This window comes from Paenibacillus naphthalenovorans, from assembly GCF_001465255.1.
GTDB classification, from domain to species: domain Bacteria; phylum Bacillota; class Bacilli; order Paenibacillales; family NBRC-103111; genus Paenibacillus_G; species Paenibacillus_G naphthalenovorans.
The window spans coordinates 3,386,686-3,405,989 of sequence record NZ_CP013652.1; the positions used below are offsets into that span (position 1 = coordinate 3,386,686).

At 41.1% G+C, this 19,304-nt stretch carries 15 protein-coding genes; 2 read left to right on the forward strand and 13 right to left on the reverse strand.

All coding sequences use genetic code 11. From position 1 onward, the window contains the following. Positions 1–22: 22 nt before the first annotated feature. From brxL to IJ22_RS16615, 7 genes are all read right to left on the reverse strand, one after another. On the reverse strand, positions 23–2,077 hold the full coding sequence (gene brxL / locus IJ22_RS16585; RefSeq protein ID WP_062409616.1) for a protease Lon-related BREX system protein BrxL: 2,055 nt from the start codon (positions 2,075–2,077) through the stop codon (positions 23–25). Between the two features lie 14 nt (positions 2,078–2,091). Continuing rightward, positions 2,092–4,650, reverse strand: a complete 2,559-nt coding sequence (pglZ, locus tag IJ22_RS16590) for a BREX-1 system phosphatase PglZ type A (RefSeq protein WP_062409617.1) — start codon at positions 4,648–4,650, stop codon at positions 2,092–2,094. A gap of 82 nt (positions 4,651–4,732) precedes the next feature. Continuing rightward, positions 4,733–8,245: a BREX-1 system adenine-specific DNA-methyltransferase PglX gene (gene pglX, locus IJ22_RS16595; RefSeq protein WP_062409618.1), complete on the reverse strand. Its 3,513-nt coding sequence runs from the start codon at positions 8,243–8,245 to the stop codon at positions 4,733–4,735. Between the two features lie 78 nt (positions 8,246–8,323). Continuing rightward, positions 8,324–11,875, reverse strand: a complete 3,552-nt coding sequence (gene brxC, locus IJ22_RS16600; protein WP_062409619.1) for a BREX system P-loop protein BrxC — start codon at positions 11,873–11,875, stop codon at positions 8,324–8,326. Between the two features lie 19 nt (positions 11,876–11,894). After that, entirely contained in the window at positions 11,895–12,461 is a 567-nt protein-coding gene (locus tag IJ22_RS16605) for a DUF1788 domain-containing protein (RefSeq protein WP_027093446.1), read from the reverse strand. Between the two features lie 11 nt (positions 12,462–12,472). Beyond that, the gene (locus IJ22_RS16610) at positions 12,473–13,069 is read right to left on the reverse strand and encodes a DUF1819 family protein (protein ID WP_062409620.1); all 597 of its coding nucleotides are present in this window, start codon (positions 13,067–13,069) and stop codon (positions 12,473–12,475) included. Positions 13,070–13,086: 17 nt separating this feature from the next. Continuing rightward, positions 13,087–13,353, reverse strand: a complete 267-nt coding sequence (locus IJ22_RS16615) for a TIGR04540 family protein (RefSeq protein WP_035156766.1) — start codon at positions 13,351–13,353, stop codon at positions 13,087–13,089. 590 nt (positions 13,354–13,943) lie between these two features. On the opposite strand from IJ22_RS16615, the gene IJ22_RS16620 reads away from it, so the two are divergent. Next, positions 13,944–14,198, forward strand: a complete 255-nt coding sequence (locus tag IJ22_RS16620) for a transposase (RefSeq protein WP_062409621.1) — start codon at positions 13,944–13,946, stop codon at positions 14,196–14,198. A gap of 19 nt (positions 14,199–14,217) precedes the next feature. Here IJ22_RS16620 and IJ22_RS16625 read toward each other — a convergent pair whose 3' ends face one another. From IJ22_RS16625 to IJ22_RS16650, 6 genes are all read right to left on the reverse strand, one after another. Continuing rightward, positions 14,218–14,562 carry a hypothetical protein gene (locus IJ22_RS16625; RefSeq protein ID WP_062409622.1) on the reverse strand — a complete coding sequence of 115 codons (345 nt, stop codon included), beginning with the start codon at positions 14,560–14,562 and terminating at the stop codon, positions 14,218–14,220. Positions 14,563–14,594: 32 nt separating this feature from the next. Continuing rightward, the gene (locus IJ22_RS16630) at positions 14,595–15,305 is read right to left on the reverse strand and encodes a DUF5131 family protein (protein ID WP_062409623.1); all 711 of its coding nucleotides are present in this window, start codon (positions 15,303–15,305) and stop codon (positions 14,595–14,597) included. Between the two features lie 28 nt (positions 15,306–15,333). Beyond that, on the reverse strand, positions 15,334–16,128 hold the full coding sequence (tcmP, locus tag IJ22_RS16635) for a three-Cys-motif partner protein TcmP (protein WP_027093252.1): 795 nt from the start codon (positions 16,126–16,128) through the stop codon (positions 15,334–15,336). A gap of 348 nt (positions 16,129–16,476) precedes the next feature. After that, a complete protein-coding gene (locus IJ22_RS16640) occupies positions 16,477–16,845 on the reverse strand; it encodes a hypothetical protein (protein ID WP_062409624.1) in 369 nt (122 codons plus the stop codon). Between the two features lie 565 nt (positions 16,846–17,410). Beyond that, a complete protein-coding gene (locus tag IJ22_RS16645) occupies positions 17,411–18,262 on the reverse strand; it encodes a TrmH family RNA methyltransferase (RefSeq protein WP_235594156.1) in 852 nt (283 codons plus the stop codon). Between the two features lie 11 nt (positions 18,263–18,273). Then, on the reverse strand, positions 18,274–18,933 hold the full coding sequence (locus tag IJ22_RS16650; RefSeq protein WP_062411031.1) for a potassium channel family protein: 660 nt from the start codon (positions 18,931–18,933) through the stop codon (positions 18,274–18,276). A gap of 145 nt (positions 18,934–19,078) precedes the next feature. On the opposite strand from IJ22_RS16650, the gene sspI reads away from it, so the two are divergent. Beyond that, positions 19,079–19,300: a small acid-soluble spore protein SspI gene (gene sspI / locus IJ22_RS16655; protein ID WP_054818864.1), complete on the forward strand. Its 222-nt coding sequence runs from the start codon at positions 19,079–19,081 to the stop codon at positions 19,298–19,300. Positions 19,301–19,304 lie beyond the last annotated feature (4 nt).

A 19,304-nucleotide genomic window follows, 5' to 3' on the forward strand; every position in this document is an offset into this window, starting at 1 on the left:
AGGCTCTATCACATATTTTTTCTTAACTGACACCTAAAGCCTTGAAAACTGCATCTGTTGGATCGGAATAAAAGACAGGCTGAACCTTAATCAGCAGATCTGGCGGTACGGTTTGAAAATCCATAACCGACGAAGCCGGAATCAACACACGCTTCGCCCCCGCATCTACACAAACCTGAAGGACGTTTGCGAATTCTTCGACTTTAGCAATTGTGCCGCCGACCGTCATGTTTCCAAGAACAACCATGCTCTCTTGAACCGGCTTTTCAAGTGCCCCTGAACATAATCCAATCAGTTCAGCAATAGCAAGTTCTTCTGTAAGACCTACCCCCTGCAAATCACTAATATGCATGAGATAATCCTTCGTTTTGGTACTAATCGAGCCACCAATACTTTTACAGTTAGCAGTGAAGTAACGGAAAGCTGTATCCAGGCTTTCTTTTGCTCCTCGATGAGAACCAACGCCAGACTTCTCAAATTTACCCGTCCCAGATACGACTTGATTTTCCAGTTTGTATACCCCAATCATGCCTGAATCGCCATGGCCAACGGTATAGACATGACCAGGCTTGCCCATACCTTCGGGAATCAGTTTCCCACCGCCCTGCTCTGGAACGGATACATATTCCTCGTTCAGCGTCTCCCTGTCGATATAGGAGAAGTGGACATCGTAAAATTCCATACCGCCGATCTTCTTGAGTTGTTCTTTTACCCTTCGTCGCCCTTCAAGGGCGTATTTCAGGATTTCCTCGACGTTATCTCTCGTATACTCTCCATTCGGATACAAGAGCTTGATCAGCCCAGAGACGGTTTTGCGGACAGCAATCACGTCACGTTGATTCAAGTTGTTGCCCAGTTTAAAATACCGATCAATAGCATCGGCAAATGAACGCTTCCGCATCTCCCTGAAGAATTCCGCCATATAATCGACAATGAAACCAAACTTGTCGGTAAAGAAATCTGGACGCATCTTAGGAATTTCCCAACCAGGAAGATAGTAGTGCATCCGATCAAAAAAGGCTGTATCGTTTGCCATGGCTTCAGGGAACGGTGCAAACAGATGGGAAGTCTTAATAAGCGAATCCAAGCTTTGATTGATATTCCCGACAAATACCATAGATGCGGAAGCCGCTTTCTCTTCTTTTCCCCTTGCAAATGAACCAGATGCCATGTAGTCCTTCATGATTTGGATGCCATCTTTATCTTTGAACTGGATCCCAGCCACCTCATCAAAAGCGACTGTATCCCATAAACCGACAAGACCAACCTTCTTCGTTGACATGTTGTAAAACAAATTCGCTACGGTTGATTGTCCACCCGAAATAAGAATTGAGTTTGGCGAGATTTCTTTATACACATGAGATTTCCCTGTTCCTCGTGGACCAAGCTCACACATGTTGTAGTTATTCTCAACGAGAGGAACGAGTCTGAGCAGAAGATGCCACTTAACCCTCTCCTCCAGATGTGTCGGCTCCATACCTGTTGAGCGAATGAGGACATCAATCCATTCCTCTTTGGTAAAGCTCTTTCTGCCCTCCAGGATCTCGTTCAAGTCCATGTTGGGCATTTGGATAGGCTTTAAACTGCTTATGCTGAAAGGGTTCATGTTTCTGACTTCTTCATCAAAGAAGTACTCCATCTTCAACATGCACCAAATCCCGCCTGCCAGCAGTTTGTCATACTCTTTCACATAGTTGGGCGAGATGGGAACGCCTTTTAATCCCAGATTTGAGAATTCAGCTACATATGAATCAATTTTCTCATTGAGCGTAACCGAGATCTTATCGATAACTGAATATTGACCGAGTTCTCTTATTCTCGATTTAACCTTTTCCGCTTCATCGGGTCTAACAAAGTTATCAGCGAGTATCTTCTTGACTCGCTCTATGCCTTCTCGAATGTTTTCCTCATCGTCAGTCGCCGCGTACATGCCAAGTAAATATTCAAGGACATAAACAGGGACATTTGCCCCTTCCTTCATCATTTTGGTTAAATCTTTCCGAACGACTCTGCCCGAAAACACTTCGTTCAACTTTCGGTCTAAGTCTAAAGAGTGATCTTCTCTAAGTTGCTCCATCTCCGTCCCCCTCTCTAAAAGTCAAAATCGCTGATAATCCCCAGATTAATCGTGAATGGAATCTTTTCAACAATCACATTTGTCTCAGTGTCCTTGATGATTAAATAGTAGTTTTTATTCTTATCGTAAGGAATGGACTTCAAGGCAAAACGAAGCTTGAATGTTCGTTCCTCTGGCTTATCAAAGGTTCGGTCACAAATCAGCGTCTCTTCATTGCTAATAACGGAATCACTATCATCGACCATGTAGATTTTTACAGTTCGAGGGATCCGCTTGTCCTCGACCTTTTCGGTTTGGAAGAAAGTCAGGTTGAACAAACTATTGGTAATTTTCCTGGTTGTGTTTGTGAGTTTTACGTCTACTTTTTCGATTTCCCGACTATTCTTCTGTCCGCTTCGGATGTTTTTGAATTGAATAAGTGGAACGACAATTTCCTGGAGGCTTGCTCCGCCGTGAACATAATTGACTCCTGAACCCTGCATCTTAAAACGGATCGTCGCTTTTGGAACGTATGCCGTAATACGGTGTTCGTTTTGTATCAATGAATCTAAGCTGATGTCGAGCAGACCACTTTTCTCACCCGATTCTTGGGACAGCAGATATCTTCTCTTAACTTCAAAAGCATGGATGCCTTCTTTCTCAATTTTATCGCTTTCTTCTAACGCTTCCCGCTGATACACGAACCCATGATCGGCTGTGACGAAAATGTTCGTACCGCTAAGGTCGTCTCGAATGATCTTGATGATGTTATAGATCTCATCAATCGCCTTTTCCGCCGCTGTAAACGTGTATATCTCGGTGGAGGCTTTATCCCCCATGGCATCAATACTGTCATGGTAAATGTAAATGAGCTTCTTACCCTTAAAATGTTCCCTTCTCCCTGCCTTGTTCATGGCTAACAAATCTTGAAAATGCACCGCTGTACTATCAGATACAGCCTCCTGCAAAATATCGATTCGATTCTCCAGACCGCTGGAGGATTTACTGTCTACCAGCACTCTCCCGTTCAAATCAATTTCCAGATTTTTATGCGGGAGCAGGGATGCCATCCCAAGTTTCGTCACGGATGGGATAACCCCTAACAACGGCTGAATCTCACAGGCTCCTGTTGTTTCCGAATTGAGCTTGTCCGAAAGCTCCGCCGCTATTTCAAAACGAAGGGCATCGGAAATGATGACGAATACCCGATCACCTTGGTGTATTTTTGGAGCAACGAAACTTCTGTAAAAATCCTTTTGATTTTGAATCCCTGGTATCATCCAGCTTGTTTTCATCTTATCATGCACCGCGGCGGACCAATGTGAGCTTAATTCGCCCATATACCAGTTGGTATACAAGTTTTCAACCATGACTTTAAGCTTTTTTAGGATTTCGCTGTTTGTTTCATTGTCATATGCCACATAGAACTTTCTGTAGTAAGTATCCATTTGATGATAATCGTTTACGTAAGCTCGGAACATGTCCAATGCCTGGGCTTTTGGGATACCAAAGCTGTGCTTTTTGTAGAACTCAAACATTTTTACGGTATAGTACAAAGCTTCGTAAATATATTGATACTTCTCATAATAATGCTTCGCTCTTCGTAAATTGATCAGCTTGATGTATTCTTCATAATCTTCAAGCCTTGCATCCAAACTGTTTGCTATATACATGATGATTGCCTTATCGAAATAAGGGAACGTATCTGCCGTCTTGAATTCCTCTACAGGAAGTTGATTCACGATATCAGCAAGCTTAATTTCTTTTTCTGCCATTCCAGCAAGCTGATCAAACACGAGATAATCCGTCTTATGATGCATCCAGTGATCGATAAATACGAATGCATTAGATTTATTACGAGTGGCGATATAGTTTTTGATTAGAGATAGATGCCGCTCTTCAATTGCGTGACTTAGTGCGGAGACAGTCAAGTGAAGGAACAACGCCTTCAACGATGGATTGCTTTGTTCGAACCCATACCGCTCGGAAACGTATTTCCAGAATACTTGGATGTCAAAAAACTTACCGATCAGATCCAGGTATTTGTTCTCGCTGTCGTCCAGATTATCCATGAGAATAACCTTTACAACATCCTCAAAATCAAGCGATTTCAGATTGCATAAAACCCCCATGATCGCCAACTCAATAGTTTCCTCTGAGAATGTAGGAATATCAAATGCCTTGAATTTTCGAAGGCGGTCTTTATTGCAAAAAAACTTCTCGTATTTCTTTACAACACTTCTCAGGGATGAATCGATCTTCAACTCATTCATAATGAGCGAGATCTTATCCGCATAAAAGCTTTTCGAATACAAGAGCGTATCCAAGAGCCAGTTGTCTTCCGCACCCATATTCTGAGTAGTATAGATCAGATAATGTGAGGCTGGATCCTCTTCTTCGAGAAGATACTTTGTATAGAAGCTGTTGCCCTCCGTCAATTTGTGCACCTTGACGTTCTCTATGGTGATCTCATCTATGTAATCAACAAACTCCTGGTCCTTATCAAACCAGAAAACAATCTTTCGTTGTTCCCCGTCATCAAGCGGTTGGTGAAAGGTTGTCTTCAGCGTATTAATAATCTCATCAATATTCATTACTTCTCAACACCTTTGTTATCAGCCTAATGGACAGGGATATACCAAAACAAAGTTGGTATATCCCCATTGTACCCGAAATCTATTCCAGTTTTGCAAGCAAACCATTAAATTTAGCATAATTCACTGCCACACCATCATCGAGGTCGATATCGATCTGCATGTCAGCCATATGGTGAAGCAGTTCATCGTAAGCTTTCAGTTCTTCAATCTTCAAATCCAATGCCTTCAATTCTTTCTTAGCACTGCTGATTTCCTTCGCAGTTTCATCACCTTCGATAATGCTGAGGAGAGATTTCTTTTCTGCTTCCAGTCGATTCTGAAGTTCATGCAAGTAGTCGGTCCTTATTCTCGACAAAGTGGATTTGTCATAACGATGCATGTAGATCAAGCAGTTAAATGCCTTCTGCTTACCAGAAGTGAAGAGCCAATAAATCGGTCTCTTCTTGTATGTTTGGACATGATCTTTGAAGAAGTCGTTTAAGAAGTATCTTCTAATTGCCTCTTTAGCTGTTTCTCCGTCTTTCTTTCCAAGAGCATCGGCAATATACTCAAGATTTTCTTCTAAAGTTTCTTCTCCAAAGGTCACTTTAACAAACTCGATGAATCTCGACACTATATCATCTTCAAAATATGCACCTGAGAGAATTGGAAGAATGTTGTCTTGATCTGGTGGTAACGTTTTGTAGCGTGAAATGTCAAACACTCCACCAGCGTGTATAAGCCCTTCTTCATCAAGAGAATATCTGCCAAAAAAACAACCAATCGCATTTGAAATGAAACTTTTTATCTCTTTTTCCAAATCCGCATTATGAAACGTAATTGCCTCATCCTCTATTTCGGGCGTTAATTGTCCTTTAAGACCATATAATTCAATAAAATAATTGTTTATATCCTCTGCATTTTTCTTTATTTGTTTAAAAAGTCTTTCTATAATTTCTTTTCGCCTATTAATTGCATTCTTAATCGTATCATTACTACTGTCGGTTGACATTAATAGAGGGTGTTTTCTAAAATCATATGATGTCTCGAAGGAGTCCCAATCCCATTTTGAGATTTCTATATTTTCCTTCACTTTATAAATAACTTGAGACTTATCCCCCCAAACTAAAGGCAAACTCTCAATATCTCGGACTTGATAGTTTAACGTAGGATTAATAAAATTCAAAATTACATTGGTTATTTTACTTGTTAATAAACCAAGTAAATAATGTCTTTCATCATCTCTTTCGACAAAGATTATAGGTCCAGCATCACCAAATAATGTCCCTGACTTATTTTCTCGGAAAGCAATGTTTGAAGATGTGACTCTTGACCAAGTAATGCCTTCTTTAAAATAATATTTTTTATCCCGTAGTCTATAATTATTTGATGTTGATTTAATTTTTTCTCCATCATTTTTCAAATTAATTACATAATCATTATTTCCATAATATACTCTATAATCCCCTCCTTTGTTTATTGGAAACCAAGTAAAGTCAGACATCTGACTCGAATCTTTACAGAAAAAATTAATTGATTCTTTATTAACTTCATACCATAACCTCAAATGAAGCGAATCATTTCCAGTCATAATCCCCGACTTTACTTCATAAAAATCAGAAATGCTTTTGTTGCTAAAATTGTCTATAAATGCATTGCTTACCCAATAGGCAATAGGACTACCAGGAATTTTATTGAAATCTTTTTGTCTCAATTTTGCATAAGTATGCTTAGGATTAAAGAATTGCTTTTCTTTTTCATATTTTTTCCCATCATAATAATCTACCAGCCTGATTCCAATTGGCTTATAATCACCGATATGATGGTTTCTCAATACAAAAGCTACAGTTTGAACAACCTTTCCAATTATTCCATCAAATGCCTCCATGCCTAAATGAAGTATCGATGTGATGGTGAAATGATTTATTATTTTCTTTCTTAATGCTTCAAATGAACTTAGGAAAAACCAAGAATGCATAGTTACGAGACTACAGTAACCATTTTTCTTTGTTTTCGACAATCCTGCTTCAATAAATACTGCACATAAATCTGCTTTACTATCTTCATAATTTGACTGTACAAAGTCTTTAAGATAATTGCCCATATTATTACTACCCATATAGGGAGGATTTGTACATACAATATCAAATTTTTTACTCAAAATTGTAGCTTGTGTTAATAATGACGGAAGTCTTTCTTCAATCCTCTGTTTATCAATGAGTCCTATAAGATCAACTGATTTTATTTTTAAGTTGTTAAGTAGACTTTCAATAAGATCAATATTCAACAGATCAACATTAATCATCGAACCAAATTCTTTTGCATTCCAAAAGCATTCCTTTAGATTATTAAGCATTTCGATTTGTTTCAATTGTTGATACTGTTCTTGCCTTTTATCTACTAACATATTTATTACATCTTCTGTTATCCAATTACTGTCTTGAATAGCACAAATATTAAGCTTAATATCTTGGTTAAATACTCTACGTGATTTCTCTCTCGCCTTCATCATAACAGCAAAGGAAGCTAATTGAACCGCACGATCGTCGATATCCAAACCATACAGATTTTTTTCCAGTATCAACTTAGGAATTTCGTGATTCATATAGCCTTTCTCAAGATACATTTCATATAAAACATCAAATGCGTAAACAAGAATATGCCCACTTCCACAACATGGATCGAGAAAAGTTATTTCTTCTGGATTTACATTTTTATAGCGAATTTCTTCGAGCTTCTGCTTTACTTCATCTTCCTGATATGATTCTTTCAAATAATATTTCCACTCAGACTTCAATGTACTATCAGGGTAACTTTCCATCCAGAGCCGCCCTAACGAGTTTTCAACCATATATCTTACAATCCAATTCGGAGTAAAAAGTTGGGTTGCGGCAGGAATATTTTCCTTGCTGATTTTTATATTTTTTTTTAGATCTGCAAATACCTGATCTTTCTTTTCGGAAATATAGAATTGATAAAGCCAACCGATTATTTCAACCTGTTCCCAATCTGATTCTGGAATTATGGTTACATCAGTCATTTCACGAAGGAAAGATTCTTTTGCTAATAGTCCTTCTGGAAACAAAATCTCTTTATAATCATCAATAGTTTCAAACATAAACGGGAGGTATTTATTCAAGCTATTACATTGCTTGATAATCAGATATTTAAAGAGTTCTTCTGTTTTATTGTTTACCTTCAGTTCATACACCTGTTCCTTGTCAATGTCTAAGTCAACCGATAATGCTTCTTTAATAATATCAGGTTCAGGGTTGTCGGAGTTGCTGGAAGATAACACCCTGACTTTTGTAGGGAGATAGTTGTTTACTTCCATAAATCGTAATGCTACAAAGCGGTTAAACCAAGTGTAGGCAACTTCCTCAATAACACGTTTAAATCCTATTTCATTAATACGCTGGATGAGCTTATCCCGCTGTTTCTTTTCCGTTAAAGATAGTTGTTTACCATCAATATAGATAGCATCGGAGCTTTCAATTTGAGCTTTTTTGATATTTTCTTCGGTAATCCCGATTTTATAAGCCTTGGCTTCAACCTTTTTCATTAGCTCATTTCGTGCATTAGTCGCAAAGTTTTTCAAAGCTGTTTTATTCATGTTTTCGGTTCACCAGCCCATATGTAAAATGAAATTTCATCATTTGATGTGCCGCGGCCAAAGCCGAGGCACACATGCTTACTCAATGAATTCAATTTGTTTGTTGTTTTTGATAATTTGTTTTAATTTCACCGATAGAGAATTAAGCAATTTGTCTACGTCTTCCTCAGTTTTCAGTGTCTTGTCGACGAGTAATTTGCTGATTCTTACTCTTTCCTTCTGAACAATAACTTTTTCGCCACCGTTAGATGATCCTTCATTATTATCAACTGGTCCCCTGTTGTTCCACTCGTTGATTTCACGACCAATCTTAATATCCATATTCTCTCTAAATGTGGAACTCTGGGTCACAGTTGCATCAACTTTAAAGATATCTGTAAAACCATCGACGCTCTGGAACAAGTTTTTATAAAAGGTCTGGATCTGATTTTTTGTTCCTTCCGATACTCCTTCATGGTTCGAACGTAACTCTAAATGGTCAACATCAAGCTGAATCGCATTTTTCGCCGCTGTTTTCTTGTCTTCAAGTACCTTCTGAATTGCTTCTTCAATCTTATTGACAAGCTCAGGAATCTCTTTAATTCTTTTGTACGGCTGGACTTCTGTAAGAATCTCCTGTAATTTTGCGGCGTGTTTTTCCGTTTCTTCGCTTGTTAAGTAAACGCTGTTGTCCTTGTACTTGTCATAAGCAAGAAGACCTTTATCAAATATTTCCTTTTGATTCTCAAAGAAGCTCTTCACATAAGAAACATCTTCTTCCCAATCCAGAAGGTTATCTTCCAGTTCTCGAAGCTTGGTAAAGAACGATACGTTGTCTAATCCCTTGGTGAACTCGTTGAAATACTCAAGCCCTTTGTCCAAGAGACTTTTTCCTGGGTATTTTCGACCTTCATAACGCTTTTTCAAATTCGTGATCTCCATGACTTGCCTATCCATGAGATCTCTAACGTCCTTGATAAGTCCATCCTCATCGTCAGCCACATCCGTTTTGTTGAACACTTGTTTGCAGATATTTTTGGCGATTTTTAGAAGGGACTCATCAACTTTCACACGCTTCGTCACGATGGCTTTGTCAGCATCGTTTGTTTTTGTGAGAACATTGATCAAATTGCCATCTTCAAGCTCCAAGTATTCTGCATTGAATCGAATTCTGATTCGCTGTTCTTTCATTAGCTCTGCGATCAGACCTGCGATATCAAGAGGCTTCCATCCGTAAGGTTTGTCACTAAAACGATCCAAGAGAATTTTGACCCGCACTTGTTTTTGAATGCTGTCTTGCAGGCTAATGAAATCAAATACTTCTTTAACAGCTAATTCATTGCCATTTTGTTTAGAGCCATCAATAGTGATTTGCTCGGCTTTATTTCGTAAAAGTGAATCCAGATCCTTCTCGGACTCCAAAAACGTCTTTACAAGCCCCAGCTTCGTATATACATTCTCAACCAAGGAATGAAAAGCGGCATTGATCTTTTCTTTGACCGAAGCACCTTTAATGTCCACTTTGTCGCCATTGATGAAGAAAACGCCGCTCTTAATCGCTTCCTCCAACATGTCTTTCACTCTTCGTCTCCGCTCTCTTGCCTCTGCTTGCTTGTTATTCAGGATGTTTTGAATACTTTCTGGGAGCTGAGACGGATTCTTTTTCTTCCGATACTCTTCGATTTTCAAAACTTCTTCCATCTCTTCAATGTACGCTTCATTTCCACCAAGCATTAAGATCATTTCACCATTCCCAGAGGACATCAGCATGAGTTCCTGCTCGGATTTCGCATAATGGTCAGACAATGGCGAAAGGATATTGATCCCGATACTTGATGTTTGATTCCCATAGTTTTTCTCGTCCATCTTCTGGTTGTACGAGAATTGGTATTGTTGCGAGTAACGATATTTCTTCTCATCATACAGGTCTTGAAAAATGTAGTTAGCAAGCTCTCTCTTAACCGCATCTTCCTCAATTTTCATTGCCTTGATTTCACGGTTGATATCTTGCTCATCATCGGTTAGGAAGATATAGAACTCACCGTTCTTTTGAATTAACGTTTGAGTAATCAACTTTCTTAGTGATGTCTGGATCTTCTCCTTCAACGCCAGCTTGTCTTCATCGATGCTTGTGACCATTAGGGTGGCGATATTATCGATGTTCGCTGGAAGCTCTTTAATATACTTAATCATAAAGAGCACCTTGAGAAGATCGATATTAAACTCGTCATCTTTTAACGCTGGGTTTTCATATGCACCTTCAATAACCCTCACGATAGATGGGGTCAAAAATTCCTTAATCGTATCGTAGAATGCGTAGAACGGAATCAGAGTCCCTTCTTTGGAATTCTTATATCGCAGTCCCGCCTCTTTAAATGCGGAGAGCATAGAGCGTTCGCCTTCAGACAGGTGTTTTCCTGAGCTTCCATGTTTACGGACTTGCTCAAAAACGTTCTGAAGGAGTTTAAACTGATATGGAAGAAACGGATATACATCCGCGAATTCTTTCTCGTCCTCATAGCCTCGGAGGTCAGCGGTGCTGTCTTTAAAGCTAATCAGGTTTTTCAGGATTGCACTTTTCTCATGATAAATAAGTTTCAGCATGTCAGATGCATGGTCTTTTTTCAACAGAATCCGCTTTTTAATTACCTCGTCAACCGAGATTGACGAAAGAGACAGACGAGTATCAAAACGCCCCTGAATCCGAGAGAAGTCATCGCCCTTTACCTTTACGATGCTATCGATGCTCTCTTGTGAAGTAACCATGATCCAGACTTTCCCTTTGCAATGCGTTCCCAGATCCTCAGCTACCGTCTGAAGGTTCAACATTAATTGACGACTATCACCTATGTATTGACCGATCTCATCGACCAAGAAGATCAGGTGGAAGTTGTCTCCCTTCTGGTCAACATACTCTTTCACGTCTTTGGCGAACTTTTCAATGCTGATCTCATAGTTGTTTACACCGTTCTCAAACCAGTTTCTTGCCGACTCCACGGACATTGAAGTGACCTTTGTCAGAGCTTCGATGACATAATCCGCATCAAAATAGAAGGTATTTCTGCGGTCTACCCACTCTTCGCCTGCCGCGGCTTTAAACTCACGCTTAAAGTCCTCATACACACCTTCTTTTGTCAGGTACTTCTCCATCTCCGCAACGCCTGGAATGTCTCCGTAGAAACCACGGTGTTCATAAAACACCTTCATAAATACACGGAGAATCGCATCCTCCTTAGACTTGTTATCCAGGGGACTTTTCGAGTCAATATTAAAAAGAATGACTTCAGTTTCAACGTTAGAAGCTCGTTTCATATTGGCCAGCACGATCGGATCCTGAATCTTGTCCGTAAAGAAATCGACTGCTCTTTTATCCTTTACCTTTTTGTTTTCCAGCAGATAGGCAAGAATCTTCAAGAAATGCGACTTACCTGATCCAAAGAATCCAGAGATCCAAACGCCCATTTTGTCGGTAGTTCCATCTATACCCTGCTGATAATTTTCATAAAATTTGGATAAGTGCTTATTGATTTCTCTGGTTACGACATATTCATCGAGTTCCTGATAAATGTTATCCTCATCGGTCTGAGCAACCTTAATGACACCCTTAATACTTCTCTCGATATCCTTCTGAAACATGTCTTTAATCAGCATAGACGGTTCCTCCTCATGATCAGTCAACTAATCGGAATGCTCTATAGTAATTATCATCTTTGAATCGATCAAACAGGCGTAGAGATAACCCATCGTATTTGCCTGGAAAGAACATGATGACTGGAATTCTATCGAGTACCTCTTGCAAATTGTTCAGGATATTATGGGAACGTACGAAGGGATACACTTTGCCTACACCCGTGATGAAAACCACATTATGATCCTGTATTTGTTCCTTTATCTTATGCAGGAAGATTTCAGGCTTGGCAAAATTGGTCATTGCCTTAAAAAGAGCATCCTTCCCCTGCTTTTCCTCCATCTGAAAGATCCGCTCGAAAATCCGCTTTTCTTTTGCAATCTCGATAAGCACCTTGAACAGATCAAACTCAATAATCTTACGATTTGACCCTTCGTGACTGAACTCTTTTTTGATATGTATGATGTAGTCCCGAACGATTAACTCATGTTCAGGCTCATAATCAAAAACATAAAAGCTGATCTCGTTTCCGAGACCTCTACCTTGGATAAACTTCTCTTCTTTTATCTTTGGTATGATCTTGTCGAGTCTTTTACGCAAATTTGCCATGCCGTAACCTCTCATTCACCCATTGCTTTTACATAAGCAATGTCGCCAATGTTAATGAAGTGCCTCTTCAATTGCTCGTCTATAAGCAATCGGTTTAGTTCCCCTGTTTTCTTATCCTTTAAAATCCCAGCTTCATAAAGGATCTTCACAAAAACCTGTTTTAGCTTGTTAACGGTTTGCTCTGTCCAGCCCGCTACTCCAGCATCTTGCTCCGCCTTCGACGTAAAGTACAAGTTGAGGTCCTTCTTTTCAAATAGGTAATTATCCGTTTCGAGCTTTTCTCGAATGACTTCATTCATAAATTCAAAAAAGAGCCTGTCCGTCTTCATGATGGCATAGAGGTTAATGATTTTCCCTGTCTCCATCGATTCCTCCAATACCATGCTTCTTAGGGTGTCGTCCAACACACCTACACGTCTTAAAACTGAAGGCAAACTTCTTGTCATGCTCGCTTTTACCGAGTATTGAAAGAGGTTCTCCGCAAGGACTCGCTCCCTAATTTCTGAATCCCCCAACCCCTGTATCTTGAGACTTACGACCTGCTTAAATTCATAAAACAGGAAAGAAGCTCCCGTCAAAGTGGCACTATATTCTAATTCTGTAGTCATGGCTCAGCTCCCTTCTTTCAAATCACTGATTTTATGTCTTTAGCCAATCCGTTCATATGCAATATCCTCTCAATAACCTCAAGCCTTCTCTTCCCGCACTGTTGCTTGAGAACGGTAGTAAAATCGTTTTCTTTGATAATTTTCTGAGGATTATTTATGTAAATATCCACAACTTTCTGTATTAGGGTCTCTTCGTTAATATTGCCTTCCCAGTACGCATCAATAATTGAGTTGTACATCATGGCAAGCTCTCTCTGAGTCCTATAAAACAATTTAACCTCCAAACAAAACCACCTCAATAGGCAATTGATTATTACACAACTCTTATTTTATTCTTACTCTCTTGACTGTGCAAGAAAAAACCGCTTTCTCAGCGGTTTTCCATTTGTTCCAGCTTATCGTTCTAAGCGTACTGGTTAAAAAGTCAATCGAGTGACGAGGATCAGTTGTTCCGTTTATGCCAAAATCGTATGTTGCCGATAATAGTGATCACCTTTCCGGTCTTTATCTCCTACATCATTACCTCCGTAAATATGCGGTCCAAAATACGAAAGCAATTGCTCCAAGATAGCGGCAAGTTTGGATATCGTCACATCCAGATTAGGGTCAGGAGTGAAACAAACACCGATTTTCCTATCGCTTGCCGACATGTGCGGATGAATGTCTTGTTTCAATTCGGGGAGCCTTTGTTTTAGTTGGTTATACAACCCCACTTGGATTTGATTAAAATACAGATGGACTGATGCGAATCCCTGTCGGTCTTTCGCACTTAATTTGAGGTATACTCCGTCTCTACCTGCCCCAAGTGTCAGAACTTTATAATGCTCCCATAGGTTGAGACACGGGAGAGTGATAAATAAGTTATAATGAAGCTATGGAAAAACGGAACCGATATACCTCAGAGTTTAAGACAAAAGTTGTGCTGGAGGTCCTCCGGGAGGAGCAGACCGTCAACGAGATTGCTGCCAAGTACGAAGTAAGCCCGGTTATGGTTAGCCGATGGAAAGCTGAATTTCTTGAGCGTGCTTCTGTCGTCTTTGAGAAGAAGACAAGTGAAGTCGACAAACTGAAGAAAGAGTACGAGAGCAAGCAAGAGCAGTTTGATCTTTCAAAAACGGATGCTTTTTAATGAGCTAACAATCATAGGACTAACTCCTAAATTCACTATCTGAACTGTAAAGAAGGAGAAGCTCGTCCTTTTTAAGTTGGTTGATAATCGAACGATCCAGTTTTTTATTGTGTTCATCATAAATATCGACAAGCCATTCCTGAATTTCCGAATCGTAGCGAGAAATATTATTCCTGTATTTTTCAAGCCGCTCATTATTCAGTACAGTCTGTTCATCCATTTGGGTAATGTCCAAATATTGATTATAATACTCAAATACATAGTTAATGCACGTCTTTATGTTCTCCATCCGGTCATTCAAGTTATATTCATTCAACCGGTCTTCTTTTTTTCTTTTGGCGATGTAATCTTCAATCGTTAACATGAAATCACCTCCTGGTTTTTACGTATGTAGGGTTAAATCTGTGGAAACTCGTCCCAGGTCCTGCCGTCTAAAACACGTCCAGTCCGGTGTTTTTGAACTCCACCCCACTGTTTAAAAAAGAAGGCTACATGCTGTTGTAAACACTGATCCCGAATTCCTGTGACCCATTCTTCCCGCATTGGGCGTGCTCCATGTCCACTTTCGCCGCCGACAATGACCCAATGTATACCATCCAAATCTAAATTATTTAAAGGTCCGATAAGAGGCTCTATAGATAAAAAACGCACATGTGCTGGTACTTGGCGTAAATCATTAATTCTGTTTGTCACGCGACTATCTTCAACGCTTACACCCTGCCATATGTTTTGCGGCCAAGGTAAGGAACGGGATAATTCAAGGAGCCGATCAGACCTTTTGGTCAATATCTGAAAAGTATGCCAGTGTGCCATCTCCATCGTTTTAAAAACAGACTGGATAAATTCAAACGGAACGTCTTTATGAAAGAGATCCGACATTGAATTAACAAAAATACGCCGAGGACGCTTCCATTTAAGGGGCAATTGGAGTAGATCTTCATGCAACGTTACGTTAAATCCATTGATATAACGTGGGTTCCGCATGGCGTGAAGGCGTTTAGCCATGGTTGCGGCGTAGCAGTTACGGCAACCCTCGGATATTTTAGTGCATCCTGTTACGGGGTTCCAGGTTGCTTCTGTCCATTCAATTGAAGAAGTTGTCGCCAAGGATAATCCCCCCACTAAAAAATCATTGTTAAAACAGCGTAAGTTGATCAGACTGTCTTTCAAATACTTTATCCATAATCTTTTTGCCGACCGGATGCTTCCCGACCCAGATCATGTAATACAGTTTCTGCCCAGAATCGCTTTTGAAGACGTCGGAAATGTTTACATGCTCATAACCAAGTGATCTTAACCTATTTGTATAAAGCGTTAGTAGTTCGCTTTTTAGGCGGCTTCGCGGTGTATTTTGAAAAAGGTGTTCCCACTCGGCCGTACCGAACACACTATTAAGGCGTACACGAGCCCATTCGGTTATTTTGCCGTTTTTCGGCAAGTACCGGATAAGTGTCATATTTAGGGGAAACAAGATGAAAAGTTCTGTTTTCCAGTTAGATAACATTTCAATTGTCTTCCACTGGAGTTGATCCGATGATGGATCGAGAAAAACAAAACTTGGAGCTGAAGGGTGAATCCTTTTAACGACTTCACTTAAAAGCAAATTGCAATCTCCAACAAAAACAGTTGCCTTATGACTTGCATTATGAATCCGAATTAATTCGCGGAGGTGTTCAGCACGTTCTTCATCAAACTCAACGAAAAATAAGTGCGTGAACTGTTGGGCATATTGCAGAGCAATAGCGGCGGATCCAGCAACTTTTTGACCTGTTCGCTTATTGACCCATTCTCCACGTCCTGCGAAACCGTCGATATAGTATTTATGTAGTGCGGATTTCGTTGCTCTCAAATATGCGGGAAGGTAACGTTCAAGGAAGGCCAGTTTATCCAGCGACCACTGTCCGATCTTTGCTTCTTCTCCGTAAGCCATAAATCCATCCTGACGATTTCCTCATCGGTTGAGGGATTTGCTTTTGTGGGAAGTACCTACTAATTCGACATTTCCTGACCTAAACCTGCTTTAATTAATGGATAACGGGACGTTTTGTATGGGTTTAAGCCGGATTCAAAGCTTGAGAAAGACCCTTATCCCTGTTCCCACGAGAACCTCCAAACCCTTTCCACACCTAAACTTAATGCGATTAATCCATTAGATATAACATTCGAGAAGAGCCCTCCATTTTCTTACAAGCAGCAGATCGGTAACATACAAAAAGCCGAGCAAACATCAGGACAAAACCCTGGTTCTACTCGGCTTAAATACGACTTTATTTTGCTCCTATATGAGTTTATTCGCGGGATACTCTCCTACATGCTCTACATAAATTCTCGACAGTTTTTTAAAAACTAAATTAATATATGGGTCCGTTAATAAATACCGCTTTAAAGTGTATATAATACCTTCTACATTTGACTGCACCAGTTTCTTTTTAATTTCATATAGGAATTTGTATATTTCTCGACCATTCATCATTTCATTCTTCAATTCAATCTTTATGCGTTCGATGATCTGAGTTGGAAATTGTTCAAGCTCAACTGAAACAGAGTATGTATTCAAAGGATCAAAATAGTATTTGAATGGCTTCGCAATCCAGGTTAAATCCTCATAATGCAATGAAATGCTCACTTCAAAGTAATCATTCTTCATCGAATTGTCTCCAATTCTCTTGGATTCTTAAACCCTATCTCCCTATCCCCAAAATCCTATTACTTTGTAAGAAAATAAAAATTCCCGTCCTCCCCCACCTTTTTCCCCCAATCACCGCAACTCCTTGCCCCACCAGGCACGAGAGGCATTTTCGAGTCAAAATCGAGATAAAAATTAAACGGCAATCGGAGCAAAATAACGGGTTAATAAAATGGGATTATCTGGTTCAATTGTGAACGAAACGAGATAAAAATTGGTGTCCGCAAAGCAGGGGAAAAGACAGAGAAATGACTGGGCGTGAAGGCTTAAAAATCGAGTTAGAGCGGGAGTCGAAACTTGAAAAAATGCTTACCTCTTTCCGTCTCAAACCCTTGCCACGCTTGAGTTTTAGCTGAAATATGCTTGAGAAATTATTCGAGAATATCCCTGCTTTTTCCTGCATTGTTTCCGCCGCGGCATAAGAAAAAGACTGGAGTTTGATCGAGAAAAGAATCGATCCGTTTCCAGTCATTGGTGAGTTTGCGGACAGTTGTTTTTATTCCTGGATAGTTATTTGGTGGGAAACTCAGGAATTATTGTTTGGTTTAAATCCCCGCTGCCGCATCGCTTCAAAGAGCACGACCGTTGCCGCCATGGCGGCGTTAAGCGACTCCGCGCGGCCCTGCATCGGAATGCGCACGTGGCACTGTACAAGCTGCTGCACCTCTGCGGATACGCCCTGGCCTTCGTTGCCGATCACAAACCATGTGGGGCGACGGAAGTCATAGTCGTATAAACTGACCGCATCCTCAAGCCGGGTGGCCGCCACCTGGATACCGCGGGAGGCTGCTTCCGGCAGCCATTGCGCCAAGTCTCCCTGTACAATAGGCAGATGGAACAGCGATCCCATGGTGGAGCGCACCGTCTTCGGGTTGTATAGATCGACCGTGCCCTTGCCGAGCAGCACGCCGGAGGCGCCGACCGCATCGGCGCTGCGGATGATCGTACCCAGGTTGCCGGGGTCCTGAATGCCGTCAATAACAACAACCAGTCCGTCCTGTTCGCTGGCCGAAATCAAATCCGCCGCCCGCCACGGCAGCTTCGGAACAACCGCGAAAACCGGCTGGGGTGTTTGGGTATCCGTGCATTTGGCCAAGACCGCCTCCGTCACCTGAACCAGCTCCATCCCTCGCTCTGCCGCCTCCTGCAGCAGATCGGCACAGGCTTCGGCCCGCTCATCCGAATAAGCCACTACCTCGGGAATCAGATCGGAGCGCAGCGCCTCCTGCACCAAATGAATACCCTCAATCAGAAAGCGGCCCTGCTTTTCCCTTCCCTTACGGCTTTGCAGCTCGGTCCACTGCTTGATCCTTGGATTTTGCACTGAGCTGATGATCGTGTCCGCTCCGCGATTCACTAACGGGTCCTTGATATCCACTACCTGTTCACCTATTCCTCAAAAGTCTTCTCAAATCGCTGCAAATCCGTATTACTTCCCACTACGATAAGAATATCATGGGCTTTAATCGTATCCTCGGCTTTCGGGGCAATATTGATTTTTTCTCCCGTTTTGATACCTATAACGTTGCAGCCGTACCGGGCCCGGATATCCAGCTGTCTCAGATTTTGTCCGATCATCTGCCGGCTGGCCTGAATCTCGGCAATGCTGTAATCCTCGGAAAGCTCGATGTAATCCAGAATATTGGCTGAAATCAAATGATGCGCGACCCGTTGGCCCATGTCCCTCTCGGGATAAATCACCTTGTCCGCTCCGATTTTCTTCAGCACTTTACCCTGCAGCTCGGTCTGCGCCTTCACAACGACCATAGGTACGCCGATTTCTTTCAAAATAATGGTTGTCAGAATACTCGACTGTATGTCTTGTCCGATAGCCACCACCACGACGTCGAAATTCCGCAAGCCGAGCGCGCGGACCGCCTCTTCATCCGTTGAATCCGCCTGTACGACGTGGGTAACGATATTGGAAACTTCCTGAACCCTCTGCTCACTCTGGTCAATGGCAAGTACTTCATACCCGAGACTCGATAAAGTTTTGGCAACGCTGGAGCCGAACCGCCCCATGCCGATCACGGCGAATTGCTTTTTCATTGCCATGAGGACGCATCTCCCTTCGCTTTGTTTTATTATATCAAAACGAAGCAGCCTCCATCAAAACTGCGGCGGCCCAAGCATGATTTGAAGCACGGGTGTACATATTAATAAATGGAAAAAGACGAAAAGCGAGGAACATCCGATGAACTTGAGTTTGAGACAAGCCATTATTCAGCGTGTGCATGGCAAAAATGACGATGACCTGAAGGGTGTCATTGAGGATTCGATTGACGGCGAGGAGCGTGTGCTGCCCGGGCTTGGCGTGCTGTTCGAAATGATCTGGAAAAACAGCAGCGCCGATGAACAAAACCAGATGGTCCATACGTTAAAAGAACATCTAAGCCATGCTTCTCCCACCGCATAAAGGA

Coding starts and splice junctions, on each gene's coding strand:
- brxC (WP_062409619.1), bottom strand. CDS start 11,875: ATGCTGATTAAAGACATGTTTCAGAAGGATATCGAGAGAAGTATTAAG.
- tcmP (WP_027093252.1), bottom strand. CDS start 16,128: ATGGCTTACGGAGAAGAAGCAAAGATCGGACAGTGGTCGCTGGATAAA.
- brxL (WP_062409616.1), bottom strand. CDS start 2,077: ATGGAGCAACTTAGAGAAGATCACTCTTTAGACTTAGACCGAAAGTTG.
- IJ22_RS16625 (WP_062409622.1), bottom strand. CDS start 14,562: ATGTTAACGATTGAAGATTACATCGCCAAAAGAAAAAAAGAAGACCGG.
- sspI (WP_054818864.1), top strand. CDS start 19,079: ATGAACTTGAGTTTGAGACAAGCCATTATTCAGCGTGTGCATGGCAAA.
- pglX (WP_062409618.1), bottom strand. CDS start 8,245: ATGAATAAAACAGCTTTGAAAAACTTTGCGACTAATGCACGAAATGAG.
- IJ22_RS16605 (WP_027093446.1), bottom strand. CDS start 12,461: ATGGCAAATTTGCGTAAAAGACTCGACAAGATCATACCAAAGATAAAA.
- IJ22_RS16610 (WP_062409620.1), bottom strand. CDS start 13,069: ATGACTACAGAATTAGAATATAGTGCCACTTTGACGGGAGCTTCTTTC.
- IJ22_RS16640 (WP_062409624.1), bottom strand. CDS start 16,845: ATGAAGAATGATTACTTTGAAGTGAGCATTTCATTGCATTATGAGGAT.
- IJ22_RS16650 (WP_062411031.1), bottom strand. CDS start 18,933: ATGAAAAAGCAATTCGCCGTGATCGGCATGGGGCGGTTCGGCTCCAGC.
- pglZ (WP_062409617.1), bottom strand. CDS start 4,650: ATGAATATTGATGAGATTATTAATACGCTGAAGACAACCTTTCACCAA.
- IJ22_RS16620 (WP_062409621.1), top strand. CDS start 13,944: ATGGAAAAACGGAACCGATATACCTCAGAGTTTAAGACAAAAGTTGTG.